The sequence below is a fragment of the Caldococcus noboribetus genome (assembly GCF_055389385.1).
This window is the reverse complement of record NZ_AP042475.1, coordinates 276,832-300,751: the sequence shown is the minus strand read 5'-3', so window position 1 is coordinate 300,751 and position 23,920 is coordinate 276,832. Positions and strand designations below refer to the sequence as shown.

Below are 23,920 nucleotides of genomic sequence, written 5' to 3'. Positions count from 1 at the left end.
GCCCCTCACGATGAGTTGGAAGATGGGAATATGTCACTGAGGTATGACACGTTGGACAGGGGCACGGTGAACGGCTTCAGCGGCGCGGGCACGGCTGAGTAGTTGCCATAGACAACGCCGGGCACTATTGGGTCGATGCCGTAGCTCTCAAGCACCTTCTGGCCAGCCGGGCTGAATATAAGCAACAGGAAGTCCACGGCAGCCTGCTGGTTTGGAGCAGAGTATGGTATAGTGGCTGTGTAGACCACTGGGTTGCAGGCGAAGGTCTTGGTTACGCCGAGTTCTGTCCAGGTAATGTTAACTTTGTGATAGAAGTTGACGTAGCTAAGGTTGCCTAGGTTTATGAACGGCGGCAGCGTTATGTAGGTCATGTTGAAGCCCTCCTGCTGGTAAGCCTCGGTCTGAGGTATGGCGTTTGAAGTGTATGCAGAGAGCACGAACTGCACTGAGTTGTTGGCATACATCAATGTGAGGAGGTCTATCTCCGTGTTCCTCATCTGGTACTTAGATGTATGATCGTAAACCGCGCTCCAGTAATAGGAGGCGTTATGCATGAAGGCGAGGCCGGCCAGCTTGAGCACGCACTGGGCCTGGTAGCCGCTTGGGTCGGTGAACGGGTTCGAGACTCCGACCACTGTGCTCGAGTTCAGCGCTATTATGTCAAATATCTTTTCCCAGGTCTGGTTCCACTGCGCACTGAAGGGCTGCTCCGCCTGGGCCTGCTTCCAGAGCGCGTAAACCTCCTTGCCCGCAGGCGTCTCCAGGTCAACGATTATGACCATCTGAGTCACGCCGAAGGCTATCTCATAGTTGGCATACTTTGGGAAGAGTACGCTTGGTATTGTAGTAGTGTCGGCGCTGGCCACTAGGCTGAAGACCTGGGTTGTGGCCTCCTTCTGCGCAACCTCGCCGCTCCCTGCGAAGAGCGGCTGACCCTCAGTTATCGAGGGGTTGTACTGCTTTAGCATAGAGAGAAGCTGGTCAAAGCTAAACTTCAGGGTGCCCGCCGCGCCGACGGTGAAGGGTGAAGTTGAGACAGGGGTTGTGGTTGTAGTGGTCGGCGTGGTCGTTGTAGAGGTAGTTACAGGCGGCGTTACAGTAACAGTCTTATGAGGCGCGGCCACGTACCCGACCCCGGCTCCAACAATGAGTCCTATTACAAGGCCGACGACGAGGTATATCCACAGCGAGGCTCCTTTGGAGCTCACATCGGCACACCGAAAAGGGTAGGTAAACTGAGTAATATAAAACCCTTCTTGGCTAATATAAGTGTATTAATATACTGATGGTCTGCTCGCAGCCTTCGAGGAGAGGTAGGCTTCTATGGCCTCCCTAATTAATTCGCTTCTGTACCTCTTCTCAGCTACTGCTAGCTTGTCAAGTCTCATTAATGTGTCAACGTCGAGCTTAAACGTTATTATTCTTAGAGGCCTGTTTGCAGGCATCTAAGACCCCTGAAGCTTCTCTTATTCCTTGATTAAAAGTAGGTCGCTAAGTCTGCTATTTACGCCCTCCGGCGGAAACGCATAACCTCTTACGAAACTGCCAGGGTACTAAGCTTTAAAAAGAGTCTTGCCAAATAGCGATACAGGTGCCGCCGTAGCTCAGCAGGTTGGAGCGCCGGACTCATACGGCCCTCGCGCCGAGGTCGGGGCTGGGGAAATCCGGAGGTCCCGGGTTCAAACCCCGGCGGCGGCACCACCTTCTCTTCTTCCCGTTATCATTAGAAGGGAAGGGTTGTCTTCACAGGTCTCTAGAAAAGAAGAAAACCCAAACTTAAGGTCTCCTTGTTAGATGTATATTGAGACTACGCCCCTGAAGGTTAGCGGGGCCACGAGGCCTAGCAACACCAGCAGGAGGGAGGCTATCAGCAGGGCGGCCGCATACCTGGTCCTTGGCTTTGGGGTGGCCTCATAGTCCTTGCGGAGCATCTCCCTTGAGGCTATTATGTAGTAGACAGAGCTCACGCCGCTGTTTATCAGCGCTGCCAGGGCCAGCCAGACGCTGAACCCCACGGCCGCAAGGAACATGTAAAGTTTGCCCCAGAAGCCCAGCAGCGGAGGCACTCCGAGGAGGCTATAGAGAAGCACCGAGGCTGTAACTGCGCTTAGTGGGCTGGACTTCATGAGGCCTCTCAGGGAGTCAAGGCTCCCTCCTACCTCGCCAGTGAAGGCAAACAGCGGGGCCTTGGCCACAGCGTAGGCTATTGATTGGAGGGCAACTGCGAACAGGGAGAGCCTCAGCATGTACTCGTTGCCTATGCCAGCGAAGTAGGAGGCGGCCGCTATCGCGGCAAATATGTAGCCTACCTGCGCCATGGAGCTGTACGCAAGTATGACCTGCAGGTCCCTGGTGGTCAGGGCAGCGAAATTACCATACGTCATGGTTGCGACGGCCAGCGCCGCGAGAGTTATTGCAATGGCCGTGTGCAGCTCCCCGCCAGAGGCTATTATGACCAGGACCCTGGTCAGGACCGCAAGGAAGCTCAGCTTCACGACGGCGGCCACAAAGGAGACAGTCCTTCCGTCGCCCCTGCCATAGACGCTTGGCAGCCACCAGTGGAATGGGAAGAGGCCAACCTTGAATCCAAGGGCCGCGAGGAGCAAAAGCACTGCGAGGGCCATAAGCCCTCTGGCGCTTGCAGAGAGGCCGCTGAGGGGGGCTATTGAGAACGTGTAGGCGCCGCTTGACACTGAAATGAATGCTAGGGAACCCACTAAGGCAAGCGTCGCCACCATGCCTACGAAGATGTACCTTACGCCGGCTGCCTTAGCGTTCTTGGAATCCGGGGCAGCTATTATTATGTAGCTTATCACAGAGACCAGCAGCCATGAGGCCAATATTACCAGGGCATTGGTTGCCCCGGCCAGGAAGAATGAGCCGAAGAGCGTCATGGGCACTAGGCTGTATAACGATGGGCTGCTGCTCCACTTTAGCCCATCAGTGCCCACGGCCAGCAGGAACAGCACCGATGCCAGGGAGGCGCCAAGAAGCATGAGGGACGTGAAGGAGTCCTGCACTACCAGACCGTGGTAGAAGCTTAGCGGACTGCCCAGGGATGCCGCGTAGAAGGATATTGCCATGGCTGTCGCGAAGGAGCCCACGCCTATAGCCGCCATTACAACTGGGGCGACGTTGTCCCTGCGACCCGACGGCGACGTTAGAGGGGCCAGCAGGGAGGCCGCCAGGGTGACGTAGAGTAGGAATTCAATGGTACCTATCTCCCACACAGCCCTCTCACCTCCACGCCATGAACATCAGTATACCAATAATCACCATCATGAAGAGGTAAAGCGTCAGTATGTAATCAGTTCTGCCCCTCAGGAGGCCCCTGAGCCCCCTTGAGGCCAGCTCGCCGGCCTTAGGGAGCACGTAGTGGTAGAACAGGTCTATGCCCCTGTTGACCACGTTGAGCAGCCACGAGAGGCCCGCGAAGGAGTCAAGGAACAGGTAGTAAATTGCCGAGTTCACGTACCACCTGTTGAAGAGGAACGAATGTATTGCCTTGAGCGCGTCGCTCTTCTGCAGCAGGTACACAAGGCTGTGGCGCCTCATGTAAAGCAGGGCGACACCTAGGATGTCTATTATAACTACCGCGGTTACGACTATTGTAGTGAGGTCTATGGGAGGCATGAACGGCGGGGTCACCTTTATGTCCAGCGTCTCCCCGACGCCGTTTGCCACCCAATAGCCTACGTAGAACCACGCGGCGCCCAGTATTATTGAGGCAAGCCCAAGTATTGTGTAGGGCACTAGCATCAGCACAGGCGCCTCATGGTAGTGCCTGCCCTCAGCCTCCCTGTTGAGGGGCGGCAGGTGGAACACCCTAACTATGAGCCTCGTTATGTAGGCTGCTGTGAAGACAACTGCTATTACGGCCAGGGCGTAGAGGGAGTAGACTGCGGTCCTCTCAACAGTGCCTAGGACGAGCTCCTTTGCGAAGAAGCCCAGGAACGGAGGCACTGCGGCCAGGCTAAGTCCCGCGAGCCAGGTGGAGACGCCGGTCACCTTCATGTACTTCCAGAAGTTGCCCATGTCATCTATGAACCTGCTCTCCGAGGCGTGTAGAGCGTAGCCGGCTACCAGGAAGAGGGCGGCCTTAAACACGGCGTGCGCTATTAACATTGCAAGCCCTGCCATCTCAGCGTAGGCCATGGCAGCGTAGTTGCCTGTCACCACTGCAAGGCCTCCTGCGGCCACTGCAAGTATCATGTAACCTAGGTACTCCGCTGTTGAGAAAGCTAGTATGAGCTTAAACTCATGGTTAACTATGGCCATCGTAGCCATCATGAACAGCGTCACGGCGGCCAACGAAGCCACCAGTAGGAAGTATTCGTGTACTTGGGCTACCGCAGCTGGGGCTCCGAGGGATGCGGCTACTAGGGCCCCGACGAAGAATATGGGGGCGAACCTGAGCATGTAGTAGACTCCTACCTTAACCATGGTAGCTGCGTGTATCAGCGCCGAGACAGGGGTTGGGCCAGTCATAGCTGTGACAAGCCATTCGAAGAAGGGGAACTGGGCGCTCTTAGAGAGGGCGCCGAGCGTGAACACGAAGAGGAAAGTAGCCAAGAGCCCTCTTGACGCCAGGAACGCCATCCAGCTGCCGGCGGAGCTGGCGATGGCTGGTATGCTCATGGATCCAACGAGCACGAAGAGGCCCGTCATGCCTATGATGAAGCCTATGTCACCCACCCTGGTGAACAGTATTGCCCTGACGCCGCTCGTGCTTGGCTCAAAGTACATGGGCTTCCCTAGGGCGGTGCTCCTGGGAACCCCCACCCAGTACTCCTCCTCGTCAGTGTACCAGTGGCCTATGAGCGCGTAGCTAGCGAGGCCTGTGCCCTCCCACCCTACGAACATGAGTATCAGATTACTTGCGGTTACTACAAGCATCATGCTGCCTACGAAGAACGAGATGAAGAAGAAGTAGCGCTGAACTCCCCAGTCACCCTTCATGTACTCGACGCTGTAGAGGTCTATCAGGAAGCTGAGCCATGACACTACAGTAGCCATTATCGCGCTGAGCCCATCAAGGTAGACGCCAACGTGAACCTTCAGCAAGGAGTTCCAGTACCACGTGCTGGTTGCATATATGACTTCATGGTTTGCCAGCACGTAGTAGAGCGCTGCCGTCGAAACTAAGGCGCTGACAAGCACGCTGAGCACGCTTATGACGCTGTAAATCTGCTCCCTTCTCACGCCTGCCAGCCAAAGCAGGGCAAGTAGGCCGGCCCCGGTGAACGGGGCGAGCCAGGTCCAAGACCAGGTTAGCCAGTACGCGTGAACTACAGTCATCATGGGTCACCTCCTAATCCTGAAAGCAGAACTACGTGAGATACCGCAGCGCTAAGGCCTGTCGTAAGCGGGTTTATAGCCAAGAAGAAAACCACTCCAAATACCGCCACGGCCAACATGGCAAGCTTAAAGCCGTCAACGCGCTCCCTGGCCTCAATCTTTGACCTGGGCTGGCCGTAGAACACCCTTCTCATAGTTATGAACGAGTAAGCCGCTGTTATCGTAAGCGCGACTATAAGGAGAAGGCTCAGCCCGAACATCGTGGCTAGGTTTATGAATAGCAGCGACTTGACGACCCCTAACACGACAAATATCTCGCTCCACATGCCAACGCTGGGCGGCAGCCCTGCTAAGTTCATGAAGCCGAACAGGGCTAGGGCAGCCACCAGCGGGTACCTCCTGGCGAGGCCGCCCATCTTAGTTATGTCCCTGAGCCCGTGGGCCTCAGTTATGAACACACCTGCTGACATGAAGAGCAGGGCCTTGCCTATGGCGTGGGATAGGTAGATCAGCATGGCGCCAATTATGCCGTACTCGTTAAGGGTGGCGAGCCCCAAAAGCATGTAGCCCATCTGGCTTATGCTCGAGTACGCAAGGAACCTCTTGAAGTCGGTCTGCCTAAGGGCCACGAGGCCTGCATAGATTATCGTCGTGAACGCAAGGCCTAGCAGGAAGTTGCGCCAGTCCTCCATCTGGGTTGGGAAGAGGGGTATGACGAACCTCGCTATTGCGTACCCTGCGAGGCCTATGAGGTTAGGCGACAGGAGGGCTGAGATGGGCGTCGGCGCCTCTGCGTGTGCGTATGGAAGCCACATGTGAACCCCGAAGACAGCCATCTTGACGAAGAGGCCGAAGAGAAGTAGCGCAGCTATTAGTGTTGCAGCGGAGCCTATGTATTCAACGGAGCCCACAGAAACAAGCTGCCCGTTAGATATGGTCAAATAGTTAAAGCTGTGGATAAGGTATCCCAGGTAGAGAACTCCTGTAAGGAAGACCACAGCGCCTATGTGCGTCCACACGAAGTAGAGTAGTGAGATCCTCCTCCTATCGCCGTAGCCGTAGAAGGCTATTAGCAGGAACGATGATATCAAGCTGCCCTCAAGGAACACGTAGAACTCTACTAGGTTGGTCGAGTAAGCGAGGCCCAGCATGGTAGCCGCGAAGATATTGTAGAGCAGCAGGTAGGTACCAAGGCTTGGAGGCCTCTCGCCGGACTCCTCCATCTCACCTATCCTGGTCTCCATGTACTTTATGCTGTAGACAGCCACGAAGGAAGTCACTATGGAGAGCCCTATTACCACGGGCGCTGATAACCCGTCTATACCAAGGGCTATAGTGCCTACCGAGTACCTAGTCAAGTTGAAGTAGAGTGGGTCCACAAGGCTCCCTGTCTCCAGAGCCCCTGAGGCGTAGCCGTAGACTACAACGAGGAGGGGGATGATGAGGGAGGCAGCTGACAGGTAAAACAGAGCGTGAAGCCCAGACCTGCTCCTGAGAGGCCAAGCTATGATGCCAAGTAACACGGGCAGGACAACAGTTACCCAGAGCAGTGGGTATGGAAGCATCATACGGCGCTCACACCTCCGACTCCTCTAGGTCGCTGGACGAAAGCGACCTGTACTGCCTTAGAAAAGCTATAAGTATGGAGACCACTACAACCACCTCCACAGAGACCACGGAAATAACTATTATGCCAAAGTAGGCTGCAAGGGTTGCAAAGCCTGAGAGCAGAGGTATGACGAGGAGCAGCAGCCCGTTAAATATGACCTCAACTGACAGCAGCTGCCTCAGCAGGTTATTTGAGGCTGTCAGACCGTATGCGCCAATGGCCATTATAATTGCTGAGGCTACAAAAAGCGTGGCTCCCACAAATGAGTCTATTAGGATCACTTCTTATCACCCCTCTTAGCTATAGAAATGGCCTCAACAACTGTGGCCGCCTGCCCTATGAATATGAGTGCTAAGACTGGCAGGTACTCCTTAAGGGCCCCAGCGGCGGCTGCGGATACCGACAGTGATGGAGGAACAGTGAACAGCCTGTAAAGACCTGATACGGTGACCACTATTATTACAAAGGTGGCCAGCGCTGCGGCCACTGCAAGCCCCCTAAAGGAGTCAAAGGACTCCTGCCCCTGAGGCCCTATCATGCTTATCGATATAATTATGAACATGACTGCGGCGCCCACGTATACAAGGACCAGATAGGCGCTGACTAGGCCAAACCCAGCTATTGCAAGTAAAGCAGCCGTGAAGGAACCCAGTATTGCGAGCATAATGCTGGCGTAGACGAGGTCCTTAAGCCTTATCACAAATATGGCCGACGCTATCGCCATCACCGAGAGCACTATAGCATATAGCGGCAGGTCTATGGATACTCCGCTCACGACTTTTCACCTCCCCCGACTGGCTGGCTTGAACTTCCCTCATTTGAGCTTTCTTCAACGCGCACCTTGACAAGTCCCCTCTTCTCGTCAAACACGTAGGTGACGGGAACTCCCTCCTTGGCAGTTATAAACTCTGGCTCCTCCTGGAACTCCTCCACGTTAAGGATCATATCCTGCATGTTAAGGTAAACAAGGTCATGGTAGGGCACGTGGTAGAGGGCCTCTGTTGGGCACACGTCAACGCAGAAGCCGCAGAATATGCAGCGATTATAATTAATTACGGGGTATTTCTTCTTCATCACCCTGTTCAGTTTTTTGTCCTTGACCTCCATCGTGACCATCTTGATAGCCCTTGCTGGGCATATCCTTGCACATGAGGCACAGCTTATGCACTTGTCAAATATAAGAACTATGTAGCCTCTGTAGCCCTGCCTCAGCTTAATGTACTCATGGGGGTACAGCAGCGTTATCCTGTTTGGGTCTATGAAGTACTTGATCCCTACTATTAGCGCTCCCAGGTTTCCAGCTATGGCCCTGCCAAGGAACGTGGCCCTTGGAACCCTCTTAAGTGACGGCCTTGCAGGCATGGCCTTTCACCTCACGGGTGCACCCCTATGAAAGCCTCAAACACGCTTAGGCCGAAGGCCGCTATTGCCATGGGTATGAGCACCTCCCAGGCCAGGCTCAGCGCCTGGTCAAGCCTGTACCTTCCATAGACCGCGCAGGAAGCTCATTATTGCCATAATTATGACGGCCTTGATTACTACTATGAGGCTTGGCACGAGGTAGCCAAGCACTATGCCTGGTCCTGGCCTGTAAGGGGCCCAGCCGCCCAGGAACACCAGGGCTATCAGGACTGAGAAGGCCCAGCGCCTTATGTAGGCCCCTCCCATGTTAAGGCCGTAGAGGAGGCCCGAGTACTCAGTAAAGGGCCCAGCCACGAGCTCGCTCTCCGAGTCAGGTATCTCGAAGGGGAAGCCGCTGGTCGACATGAGCACAGCTATGAAGGCGTCAAGCAGGGCTATGGGGTTCAGGAGCCCGAGCCAGCGCCCACTGAGCTGGTAGTTAACAATGGTCACTAGGTCGAAGGTGTGAAGCAGGGGCACTACTGAAAGAAGCGATATAACCGCTATGAGCTCGTATGCCACTACTATGAATGACTCTCTCAGGCCTCCGAGCACTGAGAACTTGCTGTTGCTAGCCCACGACATCATGACCACGAAGATAGGTGACAGCGTTGATAGTGCGACGGCTATGAGCAGGCTGTAGCTCATCGGTATAGGCCAGTAGCTGGGTATTGACGTCATTGGCACGGCCACCATGGGTAGAAGCGAAAGTATCAGGGATATGTTGGGTGCCAGTATGTATGACATAAAGTCAACGGCGCTGGGTACTATAATCTCCTGCATTGTGTACCTTACTAGGTCGGCTATCAGCTGCGGGGCCCCTCCAGTCCTTGGGCTTATCTCAAGCGGGCCATACCTCATCTGGACCCTGGCCGCGGCCTTACGCTCAAACCATATGATAAATATCACCACTACAAGCGCGGCTACAAGCCCAGGTATTATGACGAACTGGTAGACCGGAGGGTAGAAAACTATGTAGTGAAGGATCCCCCACCCTATATCATAGAGCACCCTTGCCGCCGTCACCATGTTCATCACCTATCCCATTCGGGTGGGAAATAATCAAAACTACCGTATATTGCAGGCAAGTCCATAAGCCTATGGCCAGGCATCACGTACTTAAACGCTATCACGTTTCTGAACGATGGTGACACGACTCTCACCCTATACGGGACATCCTTTCCGTCGCTCTCGACATAGTAGAACATCTCACCCCTTCCAGCCTCAACTCTAGCAGCTGCCTTACCTGCAGGGACCTTGAGGGTCGCGAAGAGGGGCATTAGCTTAACCCTGTACTTGCCGGCGTACGGTATGTTACCCTCGTATACGTCCTTGTAGAGCTTAGGCGCGGTCTTCCAGAACTTGTCGTGCATGAAGCCCTCCCTTGGGTGCTTCTCCAGCCAGTCCACGACCTGCTCTATTATGTTAAGGCTCTGCCTTATCTCCTCGACCCTTATCCAGGCCCTTGCTAGCGAGTCGCCCTCCTCGAAAACCGGTATCTCAAAGTCGAGCTCTGGGTAGGCCTCGTAAGGTTCAACGAGCCTTACATCATATTTAATGCCGCTCGCCCTTGCGTTGGGCCCAACTATGCCGAGCTCTGCAGCCCTAGTCTTGGAAATTACACCAACGCCCTCGAGCCTCTTCCTTATGTTTGGGTTATTCAGGAATATCTTGGCGTACTCATTTAACCTGTTCCTCATGTACCTGACGGCTTTTCTCGCGTTCTCAGGGAAGTCATCTGGCATATCCCTTCTCACCCCGCCAAAGACGGGGTAGCTGTGGGTTAGCCTTGCGCCTGTCAGGTCCTCAGCAAGCTGTACAAAGACCTCCCTGTCCCCGAAGGCCCACATGTAGAGGGTAGAGTGCCCGAGGAAGACCCCAAATATCCCCATGCCGTAGAGGTGGCTTGCTATCCTGTTTATCTCGCAGAGGAGCGTCCTGAGGTACTTAGCCCTCTCAGGCGGCTCTATGTCAAGGAGCTTCTCAACGGCCTCGACGTAGGGCAGGGTTATGTTGCACGCGTCCAGTATAGCCATCCTCTCGAAGAGCGGTATGTTCTTTATCCAGTCCCTGCCCTCGGCAAGCTTTTCCATGGTCCTGTGGACGAACCCTATGTCTGGGTCGACCCTTACCATAACGTCGCCGTCAAGTTCAACTATTATCCTCATGTGGCCCGAGCCTGGATGGGCAGGCCCTATCTGAACCTCGTAGACGTTCCTCTCGACAGGCCTTACCTCCATGCCGGGCAGGTGTGGCACGCCGCTGCTCGGCTCCTGCGCTGACATGGCTCACCACCACTTGGTCGCCTTAAAGCCCTCATAGTCAGTTTCTATGTCGTCGCTTTCCTCCTTGACTATGAAGTCCTTGCGTAAGGGCTTGAGCGCGGCCACCACTGGGGTCAGCAGGAGCAACCTGAGGTCAGGGTGGCCGTCGAAGGTTATCCCAAACATCTCGTACTCCTCCCTTTCATGGAACTCCGCGCTTAACCACACGGGCGTGAGGCTTGGGCAGTGCGGGTTATCCCTGCTTATGTAGGTTGACAGAGAAACCATGAACCTGGAAAGGTCCTCGTTAAGGTAGCTGGTCAGGTGGTACATAACCTTAAACTGCTTCTTGGCTATGTAGTCCACAGCTCCAACAGATATCACGTGGTCAAACCCCATGTCCTTCAGTTTCCTGGCAGCGTCGACTAGATGCTCAACAGGGACTACTATGTCTATGTAGCCCTTGGCCGGCTCCACCTGCGGCTTATAATCCTTCAGGGCCTCGAGGATGCTCTTTTGAAGCTCCTCAGCTGTAACCACCGCCCTCACCCCTCCACCCGCAGAGGTCCTCCTTAGGTAAGATGTACTTCAGGTCCTTCCTGACCCCCTCAATAACCCACTTCGAGGCGACGCCGCGGCTTCTTATGATCTTCTGAAGCTCTACTATGGACCTGGCGACGGCCTCAGGCCTTGGTGGGCACCCAGGTATGTAGACGTCAACAGGAACCACCTGCCATGGCCTAACTATGTTGTAGCTGTTGTAGAAGATGCCGCCGTCAAGGGAGCAGGCACCCATTGCTATGACGAACTTGGGGAAGGGCATCTGCTCCCACGTTATCCTAACGGTACATGCCATCTTCTTTGTTACCGTGCCCTCGATTATTATCAGGTTGGTCTGCCTTGGGCTGACCCATGGAAGCGAGCCATACCTCTCATTGTCAAACCTTGGGCCCCAGGCGGCCCCGATCTCGCAGCCACAGCAGCTAGTCATAAGGTGAACGGGCCACAGGCTGAAGGCCGTAGCCCAGTCGACGACTTTAGCTATGGTTCCCTTGATGAGGCTCTCCTTAGCAAGCTGGGCCGCTACCTCAAGGTTACCTATATAAGCCTTTCCCTCCCTTGCCTTCTCCTGCACCTGGGCCATCTTTAATCCCTCCACTCCTCGATTCTCTTAGACACGTATGCGCCATATGCCAGCAGGGGGGCAAAAACGGCCACCATTACAAGGTAGAGCAGGAGAAGGTTGCGACTATACTCTGAGGGGGCAGAAGCTAGGAATGTTAACAGAACAACTGCTGGCTCCACGGCGAGGAACATTATGAGGTAGCCGAAGTACTGGTAGGAGAGCCTAGACTTGCCAACCCCCCTTGGCGGGTTGGAGGACTCAAAAAGCTTGTACTTGTAGGGCTCCTTGGACTCTATGTAGCTGGCAGGCCTAAGCAGCATGCGAAGGAGAAGTATCGTGCCGACGAGCACTGCAAGAATTATCGTTGGCACTATTATGAATGAGTTAGCGGCGAGCACTAAGGGGCTGTAAGCTATAGACAATTCCCTAACTCACCAAACCTGTTAATTAATGACCAAATATAAATTCCTTGCTTACCTTAACAGCTTTGACTGTTAAAGTCTTGAGGCTCACGAGTAGAGCATAATAACCTTAGTGAGGAATTTTTGCTAGGTGCGTGAAGTGGTAGAGAGGGTACCTCCAGAGGCCGAGGTAAAGTACAACAAGTACCTTCAGCTTAGGGACACCTACAACGCCATAGTTCAGCAGAGGCTCGCGGCCGAGTCGTCTCTGAGCGAGATAGAGAAAGTGATAGAGACCCTCAACGGACTTTCAGATAACGCGGAGGTTTATAAGATGGCGGGCTTCGTGCTTGTTAAGTCAACAAAGGGCGATCTTCTCAAGGAGCTGCAGGACCGCAAGGAGAACCTAGAGCTCAAGATTAAGGCGCTTAAGAACCAGGAAAACTTAGTGAAGGAGGAGCTTGATAAGGTGGCTGGAGAACTACAGCGGCTGCTGCAGGGGGCTGCTGGAGGCGGGGCCGCAGGCCCCGCAGGGGGCTCTTAGCCCTTGCACGCTGAACCCAGCCGCCTAGATTCACGAGAGCTTTATGAGGGGCTCATTAATTTAGCCAAGGGTTCTGATGTCAAGGTTCTTATGCATGGCAACGCTGACTTGGATGCCGTCGCTTCCGCGCTTCTTGTGTGTAGGCTTCTGGAGGGGATCTCCAGGAGCTGTTGCCTTTACTCGCCTGAGGGCCTGAGCAGGCAGTCCAGGGAGCTGTTGGCCTCGCTTTCCATTAACATACCTCTGTGCGACGGCCTGGAAGGTCAGGCAGACGTCCTTATAACGGTGGACGCCAGCAATGTGTCGCAGCTTGGAGTTAACGCCGATGCCCTGAAACAGGCAAAGGTTGTTGTGATAGATCACCACAGCCCAGGAAGCCTACATGCCATGGCATCCCTTCTAATAAGCGACGAGAGCGCCCCATCGTGCGTTGAAGTGGTCCTGCCGCTTGTCGGGCATAGCGGCCTTGAGCTGAAGCCCGCTGAGGCAACGCTTATACTTACGGCAATACTTGAGGAGACATCATTCCTGGAGAGGGCCTCAATAGATACTTTTAGGTTCATAGTCAAATTAATGGAGATAGGCGCAGACTACGCCTTTGCTGTTAGTTTCTTAAGGCAAGGTAACGATGAGCCCATAGACAAGAGAGCTGCAAGACTTAAGGGCCTCTCAAGGGCTACTGTTAGTGTTATCTGTGGCCAGCTGGCAGTAGCAGTGACACGTGTAGGTTCCTTCGAGGCTGACGTTGCCAGGTCCATGATATCCCTAGGCGCCGACGTTGCGGCCGTAATTAATGACGACAGAGTATCCTTGCGCGTTTCGAAGCGCGCCCTTAGGTTCAGTATTAAGGCATCTGAGCTGGCGGCTTTCATGGCTGAAAGGCTGGGCGGCGAAGGAGGAGGCCATGATGGGGCTGCGGCTCTCAGGTTAAAGGCTCCAAACCAGGCTATAGTTGACAAGGTGTTAGGCCTCACCGTTAACTTCGTGAGGCAACGCTGTGGTGGTTCCAGTGACTGAAGGAAGCGCAGCCAAAAGGGTAAGGATCTATGCTGATGTGAGGGAGGAGGCCTCAGGGGTTCCCTCACTGCTAGAATCTCTAGGAGTTCTCGTGATAAGAAAGCAGCTTCCCGAGGGGGATTACATAATACCGCCTGACATAGTCGTTGAGAGGAAGAACGCCAAGGACTTCGTGTCGTCGCTGTTTGATGGGAGGCTCTTCGATCAGGCTCAGAGGTTGAAAGCTAACTACAAGGAGGTATACTATATAATAGAGGGTGACCTAATCAGAGAGTTCAGGTACTGGCACGACAGGGAATCACAGCTCATAGGTGCTATAACTACCTTGGTGTCCGCCTACGACGTTAAGGTTCTCTGGAGCGGGAGCCCTGCTCAGACAGCAGAGTACATAGCGGACCTCGCGCTCAAGTCATTTAAGGAGGGGCTCATAAACCGCCCTGTCGTGATAAACAAGAAGCCGTCATATAAGGACATACGTGAGTGGCAGCTTTACATAGTTCAGTCCTTCCCAGGCATAGGCGCCAAGACCGCCGAGAGGATCTTAGAGAGGTTTGGCTCGCTTGAGGCCTTCTTTAATGCGAGCGTAGCTGAGATAGCCAGCGTTGAGGGCGTTGGAGAAGCTAAGGCCGCAAGAATCAAGGAGCTCCTCAAGGCACCCTACAAGAGGGTCTCGAGGCAGACCACCCTGGAGAGCTTTTACTCAGGCAAGGATAACAGCCAACGCAGCGACTAGAGCTCCTCTAGCTCAGCGTCAAGGCCTGCGCTGCTCAGCATCTTCCTTGATATAAACCATGGAACCTCAGCCAGCAGCTTTGAGGCAGTATTAGGTGGCAGGAAGCTAACGTCAACAGATTTCCTCAGGAGGTCCTTTAGGTAAGCTATGCCCCTGTCTATGATCTCCTTGTCGCCATGGGCATCGAGGCTGTCCTCAGCCCACTTGATGAAGAGCTCCTCGCTCGGGTCCAGCTTAGGCTTCAACCCCCTCACGTAGTTTGCAAAGTCGGCTATGTCATCAGCGAGCTGGTAGCTGGTGCCAACAACGTTGCCATACTTCCAGGCGCTCTCGGCAAGCTCCTCATGGCCAGCGGCTATGACGCCAAGCGAAGCTGAGAGCGAGAACAGAGAACCTGTCTTAAGGGAGGCTAATAGCATGTAGTCGGCGGGGCTCAGGTTGAGCGCAAGGTAAGCGTCCATGATCTCCCCCCTAACCATGGACTCCCACGCCATTATGCTGTAGCTGAGGGCTTGGAGGCCGTACTTCTCTATCATCTTTAGCGCTACGGGCACGAGGAGGAGCGATATCATGGCGCTCTGCCCGACCCCGTACAGGACCCACGCGGCCGGCTTGTCCCTTCTCTGGGCGTCCTTGTCTATTATGTCGTCCAGGGCGAGGCTGGCGCCCTGGACAAGCTCTATTGCTATTGCAGCGTCCTCGGCAACCATCGGGTCGCCTGAGAGGGCCTCCGCGAACAACATTGTTATAAAGCCCCTGAACATCTTGCCACCCTTCACTATGTATGAGGCAAGGCCCTTAGCCCCGCTCATCTCGAGCGAGGAAACTATTGCATCAAGTCGCGGCTCCACTGCTGCCCTTATTTCTTCCCACTTGGATAGCAGAAGCTTTGTTATTTCGTCAGAGGACTTTTCCAATTCGCTCTCCTCTAAGCTACTGTTGTCTTTGTACTTTTTATAACTTATTATGTAACGAGGGTAGAGAGGCGCCGGGCCTCAAATGGCCAAAAGGCAGTTCGAGAGGACTACCTACGGCTCCCTCTACGCAGCCATGATAGAGGCAATATTAAATGTTGTCGAGGGCTACTACGAGGAGAGCGGCCAGCTCCTGTCGGCCCTGGTGGACATTCAGGATGAAAGGGGGGCGTTGGAGGCCCTAAGGTCCGGTAACGAAGTTAGAGTAAGAGCCTACGCGCCATGGCTTAAGGGCGTTGAAGAGGAGGCGACGATAGGCAGCTCAAGAGTAATAGTCACTGGCGTCCCGCAGGCCGAGATCGGTCAGGGCAGCAGGCCGCTACAGTCCCTTTACTTAGAGGCGCCGCAGAAGACGATCTATTATGACAGGGACTTGCTGAGGGAACTAGCCTCAGAGACCTCCCAGAGCCTAGTTGAGTTCATGATAATATATACTGACTATGGCTCAGCTGTCGTAATAGAGGGGGAGAGGCTTAGAGTATCAGTGCCAGAGGTAAGGTCTGTAGCAGTACTTCACACACACCCAGAGCCCCACTGCATCCTATCGCATAAGGACGTGGAAAGCGGCCTTGAGCTGATGATGGTCAGGGGGCTCTTTATGGGGGCTGTGACGGAGAGCTGCGCAAACGTAATGTATAGGGTCGGCCTTTTGGAAGAGGAGGACCTTTTGAAGATCAAGAGTGGGGAGCTAGGCTCCTTAAAGAGCATCAAGTTTAACACTCTATTGTACTGAGGGCTCGGCCTTCAACATAGCAGCTTCTAGCCCTTCACAGCCCTCGCGCCCAGGCGATCTGCTTGACCATAGCTTCCATTGTCCTGCCTTCGCGTTCTAGTAGCCCCAGTGACGTCTCAACCCTAGCTTCGTCAGCCCAGGTGCAGAGTTTGGCTAGAGGGCGATGGCTAAGCCGTCGCCCGAGGGGCCTTGGCAGCAGCGGCCAGCCCAGCCGATATATATTGCAACCTCTTTATTACAAAAATCGGTGGCGCCAGTGGGACGGTGCGCTGAGCTCTTCCTTGCAATACTTATAGTCGCCGTTGTGGTCGCCACCGTAGCCCTGCCAGCGCTTAGGCTACTGTTGCCTCCATGGCTCTGGCTCGCCAAGAGAAGGGGCTTCCTAACGCTTTACGCCGTAGCCCCTAGCAGAGACGGGGACCTGCAACTCCTGGGAAACGCCTCCTTCTCAGTTTGGGCCTTCTACCCTACTCCAAGGGGCACCGTGTTCCAGGGAGTCTACAACGGCACCGGGGGCCTCGTATACATAAACCTCTCGTCGCTCGTCAGCTGGGCTGAGGCATGGGTGAGCTACTACGGCCCCCAGGCCGTCTACTACTTCATGCCCTCCCTCGTGGTATTCATCTCATACCCGGTAGTCATGAACTCGACTGCTGTTGAGGTGATAAGCCAGCAGTTCATGGTGCCGCTTAACCTAACGGCGCCCCTAACTGGGAGAGGCGAAGTTATCAAGCTAAGCGTGACGCGCCCGCTCAGGTTCTACTACGCGAGGCCAGAGGCCAGCGGCCTAAAGCACGGCGTAACGCTAGGCCATGAGGTGCTGACTGTGACCGGACCAGAGCAGACGACTACGACTACAACAACTTCAACGCCAGTGAGCACCACTTACACCTATCAGCCCCCCTACTGCTACGAGTACGTGCCCCACGTGCTTGCCTGGTACCCCAGTAACAGCAGCCTGGCTCCGATAAGCCTCGCAATAGCGCTGGCGCAGCCGGCCAGCGAGAGTTCCATGCTAAGCATACCTATAGCGTTTGGAAGCGCTGTAATAAACGAGGTGGGCTTCAACGCCGTAGCGGCGGCTGGTGCCGCGTTCTCGGATGCAGTTAACAATGCCGCCGCAGGCGCCATAGGCCAGGCCCTGTCGGCGCTCTCGCCAATTATACCAGGCGCCACGCTGACGTTCACGCAGGCGAAGGTGAGCTCAGCTGGTGACGCAATTGCGTCTACGCTGAGGTTAGCGGGCCCTGACGTCAGCCAGCTCTTCATAGTTGGCCAGGTGGCCCTGGTCAATTGGACTATCTATATCTACTGCATCAATACGCCCCGCGGCCCTTGGCTTGTCAGTTGGTACAAAGGCTGGCAGGTAGGAACCATGCTCACGGCCCTGAAGGTTATTAAAAGCGGCAATGCGGTCGCGCCCGCAATCTACCTCTGGCAGGCCTACGACCCCTGCGTCAACGTGTCAGCTTGGGCCCATGAGTACCCAAAGGTCGAGTTCGGCTACGGCAACCCAGGGCTCCCCCAGGAGGTCTATGATGAGATCGTTAACGCCAGCTGTCCTATGCCTAACACGCCAGCCCCCGTCGACTGGCAGGACTACGCGTACAACATGACTAAAGTAGCGGTGCTGCAACCAGGAGGGGTCTTTAACAGGTCCTACGTCAACCTCGAGGCAACCACCGGGCCGTCGACGCTGGGGGCAGCCCTAGACGCCGGCTCAGCGCTGGCCTCAGCGGGCGCCGCAGCCCTGATTGCGGCTGGCGTGGCGGCGCCAGAGGCCAGCCTGGCCCTAGTTGTGGCCGCTCTGATGAGCTCTGTTCAGTTTACCACAGTCGCTGCGGCGGAGTCAGCCAATTACATATTTGCTTACAGCTATCAGGAGACCAACGTTACGTTTGTCTATCTATCAAACATGACGCCGAAGTACTCTATGGAGAGCAACGGCCTGAGCGTAACTTTGCCCAGGGAGCTAATACTTATAAATACCTCGGCTCCCTAGCAGGCAGAACACTAAGGCTTCTTTGCCTTAAGAGCCTAAGGCCATCCTAGTTTTCCTCAGCGAGCATAGGTAAGGGTAAGGCCTTGGCCCCCTCTGGCTGGGCCGGAGGGCCTGAGGAAACAGCAAGGAGTCGCTTACAGCCATGTGCGGAGAGGCGGGTTACGGGCCCAGCAGGTCTGAGAGGCTCGGTAGCTTCGGCGGGAGTCCCTTCCTTTCCCTTATCTTCTTTATCAGGTCATCGAGCATGTTGTCAGGCACAGGGGCCCACCTACTGAACTCCGTGCCCCAGAGGGCCTTTCCTGCTGTAGACCCTCTTAGCTCAGCCGCTAGGTCAAAGCTCTCCGCTATTGGTATCTCGGCGAGCACCCTGGTACCGCTTGGCGTGTTCTCCACGTCGATGATCCTCCCACGCTTCTTGACTATTATCGTGGTTACCGCGCTGAGGTACTCCATTGGTATCCTTATGTCAAGCTTCTGTATGGGCTCCAGCAGCGTTGGCCTTGAGGTAAGTATGCCAGCCCATATGGCGTTCCTCACTGCAGGGTATATCTGGCCAGGCCCTCTGTGCACCGGGTCCTCGTGCACTTCAGCATCGTGAAGTACTACCTTAATGCCCCTGACAGGCTCGGCTGCCAGCGGGCCCTCCTTCACGGCTATTCTAAAGCCGCCAATTATGGTATCCTTGACGTCCTTGAGGTACTGCACTCCTGAAGTCATGTCTACGAAGACGTTTATGTTTTCATCTATTGCCCAAATTCTCCTGGCCTCGTCGTAGTCCCAGCCAGCCTGCTCCTTGAGTATCTTCGCCCTGTCCCTCGGATCCTGGTCCTCCCTCACGACGCCCCTGTGTATGAGGTCTATGGTCTCATCGTTCAGCGGCTCAACGCTCAGGTAGAACCTGTTGTGCTTGTTGGGGCTCTTGCCCTCAAAGACCTGGCTCTTCTCTCTCACGGACTCCCTATAAACTATTATTGGCTGGCTGGCCTTGACTTCAAGGCCGTACATCTCCTTTAGCATCCACAGCGCTATCTCCAGGTGAAGCTGCCCCATTCCTGAGAGAAGGTATTCGCCTGTCTCCTCGTTGATCTTAGCTACCAGGTTAGGGTCTTCTATGGTGAGCTTCCTTAGGGCGTCTACGAGCTTAGGCAGGTCCTGGACCTTGGCCGGCTCTATGGCTATCGTAACTACGGGCTCCGCTATGTAGTGCAGCTGCTCAAATGGGGCGGCCTGCGACTTGTATTGGCTGTCGACAAGGGTCTCTCCGGCCCTAAGGTTATCTATGCCCATTATTGCCGCTATGTTGCCAGCAGTGATCCTCTGCGTCAGCTCCCTGAAGGGACCCATGTAAAGGCTTACCTGCAGCACTCTGCCGGTGGTGTCCTGGGACACTACGTAGAGCTCCTTGCCGGGCTCCAGGGTGCCTGAGAACACCCTGCCAGTGGCCACCAGGCCTGCCTTCTCAACGTGGATGGCGTTCACGTAAAATACGACAGGCCCGTTAGGGTCAGCCTCAAGCATGGCCTTTCCAAGGTCGCTGTTAAGGTCCCCCTTCCATATCTTCGGGATCCTGTACTTCTGCGCCTCTCTTGGGTTAGGGACGAATTTAACTACCATGTCTAGCAGCGCCTCGTGCAGAGGGGCCTTCTTCGTGAGCGCGGCTATCTTGTCCTTGTCATTGCTTGAGTAGGCCTCTATTATCTGCTGGAAGTTTATGCCCTTCTTGGACGCTATCGGCACCGTTATGCCCCACTGGTCCTTGGCGCTTCCGAAGGCCACGTTTCCGGCCGCTGGGTTCAGCTTCCACTTATCCTTAAACTCAGGCTCAGCGTACATGTCTATGAGGTTGTTGACGTCCTTTATTATCTCCACGAGCCTATCCTGCAGCTGGGATGGCGTCAGCCTCAGCTCCTTTATGAGCCTGTCTATTTTGTTTATGTAGAGTACAGGCCTCACCCTCTCCTCCAGGGCCTGCCTTAGAACGGTCTCCGTCTGAGTCATTACGCCCTCGGCAGCGTCAACAACTACGATCGCTCCATCGAGAACCCTCAGGCTCCTTGTGACCATACCTGTGAAGTCTATGTGGCCTGGCGTGTCAATTAGGTTAATTACATATCCTTTGCCGTTATACTCGTGGTACAGGCTTGCGTTGGCGGCCTTTACAGTCATCTGCCTCTCCTTCTCGACGTTAAGGTAGTCAAGGGCCAGCGCCTCGCCTGCAACTCTCTCAGATATTATTCCAGCGCCCGCCAGCAGGGCATCGCTCGTAGTAGTTTTGCCGTGGTCTACATGTGCTATTACTCCTATGTTTCTTACCTGCTCAATGTTGCTCATTATCTTCTCGATCTCTGAGACCATTTTAACTCGAGCGCCCATGGGTTGTTCCACCTAGTAGTCAATCGCAAGTTACGGTCGCATTTGAGGGTTAAAAACGATTCTTAAACTAAAAGATGGCCTTTGGTTAGATGTTATTTTTGTGGGAGCCGCTATGTAGGAAGGGCAGATAAGTTATATATACATGTAAATCATTGCCGCTAGCAAGCTGCGAGATCAGCCCCCTATTAAGGTCTGCCGCAGCCTTGTTGCTCCTTACCATAATTGTTGAGCTTTCAACATAATCGCTCCTCCTTATTATAATCTTCGTGTCGTTGGAGGCCGTTATCCTAGGGTCTCCGTGGCCTATGACGGCATCGCAGAGGTCACCGGAGCACAGCACTACAAGCACTAAATTATTAGGATCTCTCAGCCCATCCCTAAGCCAGTCTGGGAGGCTGGAGGCGCTGGCCTCTGATGATACGCCAATTATGCAGTCACCCCTTGGAGTTAGGCTCTCCTCCTTGGTTATCTCTATCGTGGTCCTATGTTTTGCAGTTACGTTAGCGTGTCCCTTAGCTTTGAAGTGAAACCATCTGCTCACTAGCTCGCCCATCGAGGGCCCTACTTGAGCAAGCCCTCGATAGAATAAAGGTAAATTAGGCCAGCAGTCAAAATATTTACAAGGTAAGTCTTGGCCAGCGTGAAGCAGGACACCTTTGAAGTGGCCAGAAGGAAGCTCGTAGAGAGCCTTAAGCTAAGGGGGTACCTGAGGAGCCAGGCCGTCGAGAGGGCCATGCTGAGTGTTCCAAGGGAACTTTTTGTGCCCGAGAACGTTAGGGACAGAGCCTATGAAGACAGGCCGCTTCCAATAGGCTATGGACAAACCATAAGCGCGCCGAGCATCGTGGCCTACATGACTGAGCTTCTGGAAGTTTCGGAGGGCATGAAGGTCCTTGAGGTAGGCACAGGCTCGGGCTATCAGGCGGCGATCCTGGCTATGATAGTGGGCGACAGGGGGCACGTGTGGACCGTGGAGCGTATACCGGAGCTCGCAGGTAGAGCTAAGGACATCATAGGGTCCCTGGGACTTGGGGAGAGGGTAACCGTAATTGTGGGCGATGGAAGCCTAGGCTATCCGCCGGCGTCGCCCTACGACAGGATAATAGTGACTGCAGCGTCCCCAAAGGTCCCAAGGCCCCTCATAGAGCAGCTCGCTGAAGGGGGCGTTATGGTCATACCTGTGGGAAGCAGGGAGGAGCAGGTACTCACCATAGTTAGAAAGAAGGAGGGCCAGGTTTTCCAGCAAAGCGACCTAGAGGTCCTCTTCGTACCCTTAATAGGGGCTGAGGCGTGGGATCGCTAGCTCCGTAGGCTCAAAAGCGTTTTAGATCTAACGCGACAGCTGTAACTTGCGATGATGTGTGTGGTGGACTCCGAGCCATAGCGGCTATGAGGTCAAGGAGCCCTCTGAGCCTCGAGCCGTTGGAAAAGGACCTCTTTTACTGAAGCACAAGCTAATACTGCTTTGAGAACCTCATGTAAGTTACAGCAGGCCTCCCACACACGGGGCACGTGCCCTCCGCCTTCTCATAAGGCCATGGTGTTCCTAAGGACTTTACCTGAAGCTCATTCATTACTTTAACTGCGCACTCCTCGCTGCCGCACCACGGTATCTCTACAACTCCCCTCTTTTCATTGATGGCCTTTCTAGCCTCGTCTAGGTTTGAGACCCTAGTGATGTGGTCTGCCAGGAACTTCTTAGCCCTCTCGATAAGGTAAGCATTTATATCATTAAAGGTCCTCTTTATGCTCTCTGCAGCTTCGCTGAGGGGCACGGTCTTCTTTTCAAGCGTGTCCCTCCTAACTATGGTCACGGTGTTCCCTGAGGCCTCCCTTGGGCCTATCTCAACCCTTACGGGGACTCCTTTTGCATCCCAGTAGTAATACTTGTCGCCTGGAGTAGTGTCTTCGCGGTCGTCAAGTTTAGCCCTCAACCCGGAGCTTAGCAGAGTCGAAAGCACGTTGCGTGCATATTCGAGGACTTTTCTGCCCTCTTCCTCTGACTGGGAAGGAATCGGAATTATGACAACCTGTGTAGGGGCCACGTCAGGAGGGAGCACGAGGCCCATATCATCTCCATGAACAGCTATTAGCGTGGCCACTACCCTGTCGCTGACGCCGTAGCTTGTCTGCCACGGATAGTCGAACTTCTCATCCCTAGTCTGGATCCTAAACGAGAACGCCTTGGTGAAGTTCTGGCCAAGGTTATGAACGGTACCTATCTGCAGGGTCCTGCCGTCAGGCATTACTGTGTCAAAGGCTATGGTGTAAAGCGTGCCCGCGAACTTGTCCCAGTCGGGCCTCCTTGAGATTATGTAGGGTATTCCGAGGGAGTCAAAGAACTTCTTATAAACTTCTATGGCCTCCCTGACTTGCCTCTCGGCGTCTTCAAAGCTCTCGTGGACTGTGTGGGCCTCCTTAAACATGCTTATTTCCCTTACCCTTATCAGGGGGCGTGTTGCTTTGGTCTCATACCTGAAGACGCTGACCACCTGGTAGAACTTCCTTGGGAGCTGCTTGTAGCTCTGTATCCAGAGCGACTCGTAGTAAGTTATTGGGGTTTCGCTGGTAGGCCTTAGCGCGAGCTTCTGGTCAAGCTCCTCAAGTCCTCCGTGAGTGACCCAGTAGACCTCATCCTCAAAGCCCTTTACGTGCTCACTCTCCTTGGCCAGCATCCAGTCAGGTATAAGGAGTGGGAAGAGCACCTCTTCGTGGCCCGTCTCGTCGAGGAGCCTCCTCATGAGGTCTATAACCCTTCTCCTTATCTGAAATCCGTAGGGCATCCAGACGCCCATTCCTTTGACGGGGTACCTACCATAGTCGTAGATCTCGGCCCTATCAAGCACCCAGTCGAACCACTCTGAGAAGTTGTTGTACCATCTCTCCCTCTTGGTTTTCACCATGGCTAAGTCGCCAGCATCATAAAAGGCAGGGCTAACTTATAAAAAATCATAAAGGGGCCTAGGCTTATGCTGTAGGCAGCACGAAGGCCACTATTATGGCCACCAGTAGCCCGTAGATGGCTATTCCCTCGCCGAGCACGACGAACAGGAAAGCCGTTCCGAACATCTCCCTCTTTTCAGCAACGGCGCTTATAGCCGATGCCCCAGCGACACCTACCGCGTAGCCGCCTCCGATGCCAGCAAGCCCAACTGCTAGCCCGGCTCCAATGGCCTTACCAACTACTGACATGTAGTAGGGCGATGCTTGGTCGGCAGTGGCGGCGGCCTGCGCGTGCGACACAGCAAGCCCAGTAGCTATGGCGGCAGCAAAGGAGATCAGGGCCACGAGAACCATTATAGCTCTGTACTTAGGCCTTGACCAGGCTTCCCTGAGCACTAACCTTAAGCCTTCGAAATAGCTGCTCTTGACTGTCATTACCTAACACCAACAAAGACTTAATGTAGCGGCTCTATTTAAGCGCTAAGATAAGGAAGGCCTGGGC

General features: G+C 54.5%; 24 protein-coding genes and 1 tRNA gene. 7 read left to right on the top strand and 18 right to left on the bottom strand.

What is annotated here, in order from left to right:
• Window positions 1–5: 5 nt before the first annotated feature.
• Both ACZ5GQ_RS01595 and ACZ5GQ_RS01590 read right to left on the bottom strand, forming a co-directional pair.
• A complete protein-coding gene (locus ACZ5GQ_RS01595) occupies window positions 6–1,208 on the bottom strand; it encodes a type 2 periplasmic-binding domain-containing protein (protein WP_498856911.1) in 1,203 nt (400 codons plus the stop codon).
• Window positions 1,209–1,274: 66 nt separating this feature from the next.
• A complete protein-coding gene (locus ACZ5GQ_RS01590; RefSeq protein WP_498856910.1) occupies window positions 1,275–1,445 on the bottom strand; it encodes a CopG family ribbon-helix-helix protein in 171 nt (56 codons plus the stop codon).
• A 148-nt stretch (window positions 1,446–1,593) separates the two neighbouring features.
• Between ACZ5GQ_RS01590 and ACZ5GQ_RS01585 the strand changes: the two genes are divergently transcribed.
• Window positions 1,594–1,701: transfer RNA gene (locus ACZ5GQ_RS01585), tRNA-Met, on the top strand.
• Window positions 1,702–1,790: 89 nt separating this feature from the next.
• Here ACZ5GQ_RS01585 and nuoN read toward each other — a convergent pair.
• The 11 genes from nuoN to ACZ5GQ_RS01530 all read right to left on the bottom strand — a co-directional run bounded on the left by nuoN (window position 1,791) and on the right by ACZ5GQ_RS01530 (window position 12,120).
• Complete coding sequence (gene nuoN, locus ACZ5GQ_RS01580; RefSeq protein WP_498856909.1) at window positions 1,791–3,230, bottom strand: proton-conducting transporter membrane subunit; 1,440 nt, start codon at window positions 3,228–3,230, stop codon at window positions 1,791–1,793.
• A gap of 7 nt (window positions 3,231–3,237) precedes the next feature.
• Window positions 3,238–5,298 (bottom strand): NADH-quinone oxidoreductase subunit 5 family protein, encoded by a 2,061-nt coding sequence (locus ACZ5GQ_RS01575; RefSeq protein ID WP_498856908.1) that lies wholly within the window; start codon window positions 5,296–5,298, stop codon window positions 3,238–3,240.
• On the bottom strand, window positions 5,298–6,866 hold the full coding sequence (locus ACZ5GQ_RS01570) for a complex I subunit 4 family protein (RefSeq protein WP_498856907.1): 1,569 nt from the start codon (window positions 6,864–6,866) through the stop codon (window positions 5,298–5,300). Before ACZ5GQ_RS01570 ends, ACZ5GQ_RS01575 begins: the two co-directional genes overlap by 1 nt.
• Before the next feature lie 7 nt (window positions 6,867–6,873).
• Window positions 6,874–7,188 (bottom strand): NADH-quinone oxidoreductase subunit K, encoded by a 315-nt coding sequence (locus tag ACZ5GQ_RS01565; protein WP_498856906.1) that lies wholly within the window; start codon window positions 7,186–7,188, stop codon window positions 6,874–6,876.
• On the bottom strand, window positions 7,185–7,682 hold the full coding sequence (locus tag ACZ5GQ_RS01560; RefSeq protein WP_498856905.1) for an NADH-quinone oxidoreductase subunit J: 498 nt from the start codon (window positions 7,680–7,682) through the stop codon (window positions 7,185–7,187). Before ACZ5GQ_RS01560 ends, ACZ5GQ_RS01565 begins: the two co-directional genes overlap by 4 nt.
• On the bottom strand, window positions 7,679–8,269 hold the full coding sequence (gene nuoI, locus ACZ5GQ_RS01555; protein ID WP_498856904.1) for a NuoI/complex I 23 kDa subunit family protein: 591 nt from the start codon (window positions 8,267–8,269) through the stop codon (window positions 7,679–7,681). The genes ACZ5GQ_RS01560 and nuoI overlap by 4 nt, the downstream gene beginning before the upstream one ends.
• Before the next feature lie 108 nt (window positions 8,270–8,377).
• Window positions 8,378–9,337: a complex I subunit 1 family protein gene (gene nuoH, locus ACZ5GQ_RS01550; protein WP_498856903.1), complete on the bottom strand. Its 960-nt coding sequence runs from the start codon at window positions 9,335–9,337 to the stop codon at window positions 8,378–8,380.
• A gap of 5 nt (window positions 9,338–9,342) precedes the next feature.
• On the bottom strand, window positions 9,343–10,548 hold the full coding sequence (locus tag ACZ5GQ_RS01545) for an NADH-quinone oxidoreductase subunit D (RefSeq protein WP_498857338.1): 1,206 nt from the start codon (window positions 10,546–10,548) through the stop codon (window positions 9,343–9,345).
• A gap of 48 nt (window positions 10,549–10,596) precedes the next feature.
• Window positions 10,597–11,112: an NADH-quinone oxidoreductase subunit C gene (locus ACZ5GQ_RS01540; protein WP_498856902.1), complete on the bottom strand. Its 516-nt coding sequence runs from the start codon at window positions 11,110–11,112 to the stop codon at window positions 10,597–10,599.
• Window positions 11,099–11,716, bottom strand: a complete 618-nt coding sequence (locus ACZ5GQ_RS01535; RefSeq protein WP_498856901.1) for an NADH-quinone oxidoreductase subunit B — start codon at window positions 11,714–11,716, stop codon at window positions 11,099–11,101. Before ACZ5GQ_RS01535 ends, ACZ5GQ_RS01540 begins: the two co-directional genes overlap by 14 nt.
• Window positions 11,717–11,718: 2 nt before the next feature.
• Window positions 11,719–12,120 (bottom strand): NADH dehydrogenase subunit 3, encoded by a 402-nt coding sequence (locus ACZ5GQ_RS01530; RefSeq protein WP_498856900.1) that lies wholly within the window; start codon window positions 12,118–12,120, stop codon window positions 11,719–11,721.
• A 139-nt stretch (window positions 12,121–12,259) separates the two neighbouring features.
• Between ACZ5GQ_RS01530 and ACZ5GQ_RS01525 the strand changes: the two genes are divergently transcribed.
• From ACZ5GQ_RS01525 to ACZ5GQ_RS01515, 3 genes are all read left to right on the top strand, one after another.
• Entirely contained in the window at window positions 12,260–12,643 is a 384-nt protein-coding gene (locus ACZ5GQ_RS01525) for a prefoldin subunit beta (RefSeq protein ID WP_498856899.1), read from the top strand.
• A gap of 90 nt (window positions 12,644–12,733) precedes the next feature.
• The gene (locus tag ACZ5GQ_RS01520; protein ID WP_498856898.1) at window positions 12,734–13,660 is read left to right on the top strand and encodes a DHH family phosphoesterase; all 927 of its coding nucleotides are present in this window, start codon (window positions 12,734–12,736) and stop codon (window positions 13,658–13,660) included.
• A complete protein-coding gene (locus tag ACZ5GQ_RS01515; protein ID WP_498856897.1) occupies window positions 13,653–14,393 on the top strand; it encodes an ERCC4 domain-containing protein in 741 nt (246 codons plus the stop codon). Before ACZ5GQ_RS01520 ends, ACZ5GQ_RS01515 begins: the two co-directional genes overlap by 8 nt.
• Here ACZ5GQ_RS01515 and ACZ5GQ_RS01510 read toward each other — a convergent pair.
• Window positions 14,390–15,310 carry a polyprenyl synthetase family protein gene (locus ACZ5GQ_RS01510; protein ID WP_498856896.1) on the bottom strand — a complete coding sequence of 307 codons (921 nt, stop codon included), beginning with the start codon at window positions 15,308–15,310 and terminating at the stop codon, window positions 14,390–14,392. The genes ACZ5GQ_RS01515 and ACZ5GQ_RS01510 overlap by 4 nt on opposite strands.
• 82 nt (window positions 15,311–15,392) lie before the next feature.
• Between ACZ5GQ_RS01510 and ACZ5GQ_RS01505 the strand changes: the two genes are divergently transcribed.
• Window positions 15,393–16,100, top strand: a complete 708-nt coding sequence (locus ACZ5GQ_RS01505; protein WP_498856895.1) for a hypothetical protein — start codon at window positions 15,393–15,395, stop codon at window positions 16,098–16,100.
• A 256-nt stretch (window positions 16,101–16,356) separates the two neighbouring features.
• Window positions 16,357–18,102, top strand: coding sequence for a hypothetical protein (locus tag ACZ5GQ_RS01500; RefSeq protein ID WP_498856894.1), 1,746 nt, complete (start codon window positions 16,357–16,359; stop codon window positions 18,100–18,102).
• A gap of 159 nt (window positions 18,103–18,261) precedes the next feature.
• Here ACZ5GQ_RS01500 and ACZ5GQ_RS01495 read toward each other — a convergent pair whose 3' ends face one another.
• Window positions 18,262–20,475 carry an elongation factor EF-2 gene (locus ACZ5GQ_RS01495; protein WP_498856893.1) on the bottom strand — a complete coding sequence of 738 codons (2,214 nt, stop codon included), beginning with the start codon at window positions 20,473–20,475 and terminating at the stop codon, window positions 18,262–18,264.
• An 85-nt stretch (window positions 20,476–20,560) separates the two neighbouring features.
• Window positions 20,561–21,028, bottom strand: coding sequence for a DUF371 domain-containing protein (locus ACZ5GQ_RS01490; protein WP_498856892.1), 468 nt, complete (start codon window positions 21,026–21,028; stop codon window positions 20,561–20,563).
• 78 nt (window positions 21,029–21,106) lie between these two features.
• On the opposite strand from ACZ5GQ_RS01490, the gene ACZ5GQ_RS01485 reads away from it, so the two are divergent.
• Window positions 21,107–21,778, top strand: a complete 672-nt coding sequence (locus ACZ5GQ_RS01485; protein ID WP_498856891.1) for a protein-L-isoaspartate O-methyltransferase family protein — start codon at window positions 21,107–21,109, stop codon at window positions 21,776–21,778.
• A 151-nt stretch (window positions 21,779–21,929) separates the two neighbouring features.
• Here ACZ5GQ_RS01485 and proS read toward each other — a convergent pair whose 3' ends face one another.
• Window positions 21,930–23,375 carry a proline--tRNA ligase gene (proS, locus tag ACZ5GQ_RS01480; protein WP_498857337.1) on the bottom strand — a complete coding sequence of 482 codons (1,446 nt, stop codon included), beginning with the start codon at window positions 23,373–23,375 and terminating at the stop codon, window positions 21,930–21,932.
• Between the two features lie 67 nt (window positions 23,376–23,442).
• A complete protein-coding gene (locus ACZ5GQ_RS01475; protein ID WP_498856890.1) occupies window positions 23,443–23,853 on the bottom strand; it encodes an ATP synthase subunit c family protein in 411 nt (136 codons plus the stop codon).
• Window positions 23,854–23,920 lie beyond the last annotated feature (67 nt).

Coding starts and splice junctions, on each gene's coding strand:
- ACZ5GQ_RS01590 (WP_498856910.1), bottom strand. CDS start 1,445: ATGCCTGCAAACAGGCCTCTAAGAATAATAACGTTTAAGCTCGACGTT.
- ACZ5GQ_RS01575 (WP_498856908.1), bottom strand. CDS start 5,298: ATGACTGTAGTTCACGCGTACTGGCTAACCTGGTCTTGGACCTGGCTC.
- ACZ5GQ_RS01570 (WP_498856907.1), bottom strand. CDS start 6,866: ATGATGCTTCCATACCCACTGCTCTGGGTAACTGTTGTCCTGCCCGTG.
- nuoI (WP_498856904.1), bottom strand. CDS start 8,269: ATGCCTGCAAGGCCGTCACTTAAGAGGGTTCCAAGGGCCACGTTCCTT.
- nuoH (WP_498856903.1), bottom strand. CDS start 9,337: ATGGTGACGGCGGCAAGGGTGCTCTATGATATAGGGTGGGGGATCCTT.
- ACZ5GQ_RS01545 (WP_498857338.1), bottom strand. CDS start 10,548: ATGGAGGTAAGGCCTGTCGAGAGGAACGTCTACGAGGTTCAGATAGGG.
- ACZ5GQ_RS01535 (WP_498856901.1), bottom strand. CDS start 11,716: ATGGCCCAGGTGCAGGAGAAGGCAAGGGAGGGAAAGGCTTATATAGGT.
- ACZ5GQ_RS01520 (WP_498856898.1), top strand. CDS start 12,734: ATGCATGGCAACGCTGACTTGGATGCCGTCGCTTCCGCGCTTCTTGTG.
- ACZ5GQ_RS01505 (WP_498856895.1), top strand. CDS start 15,393: ATGGCCAAAAGGCAGTTCGAGAGGACTACCTACGGCTCCCTCTACGCA.
- ACZ5GQ_RS01495 (WP_498856893.1), bottom strand. CDS start 20,475: ATGGGCGCTCGAGTTAAAATGGTCTCAGAGATCGAGAAGATAATGAGC.
- ACZ5GQ_RS01490 (WP_498856892.1), bottom strand. CDS start 21,028: ATGGGCGAGCTAGTGAGCAGATGGTTTCACTTCAAAGCTAAGGGACAC.
- ACZ5GQ_RS01475 (WP_498856890.1), bottom strand. CDS start 23,853: ATGACAGTCAAGAGCAGCTATTTCGAAGGCTTAAGGTTAGTGCTCAGG.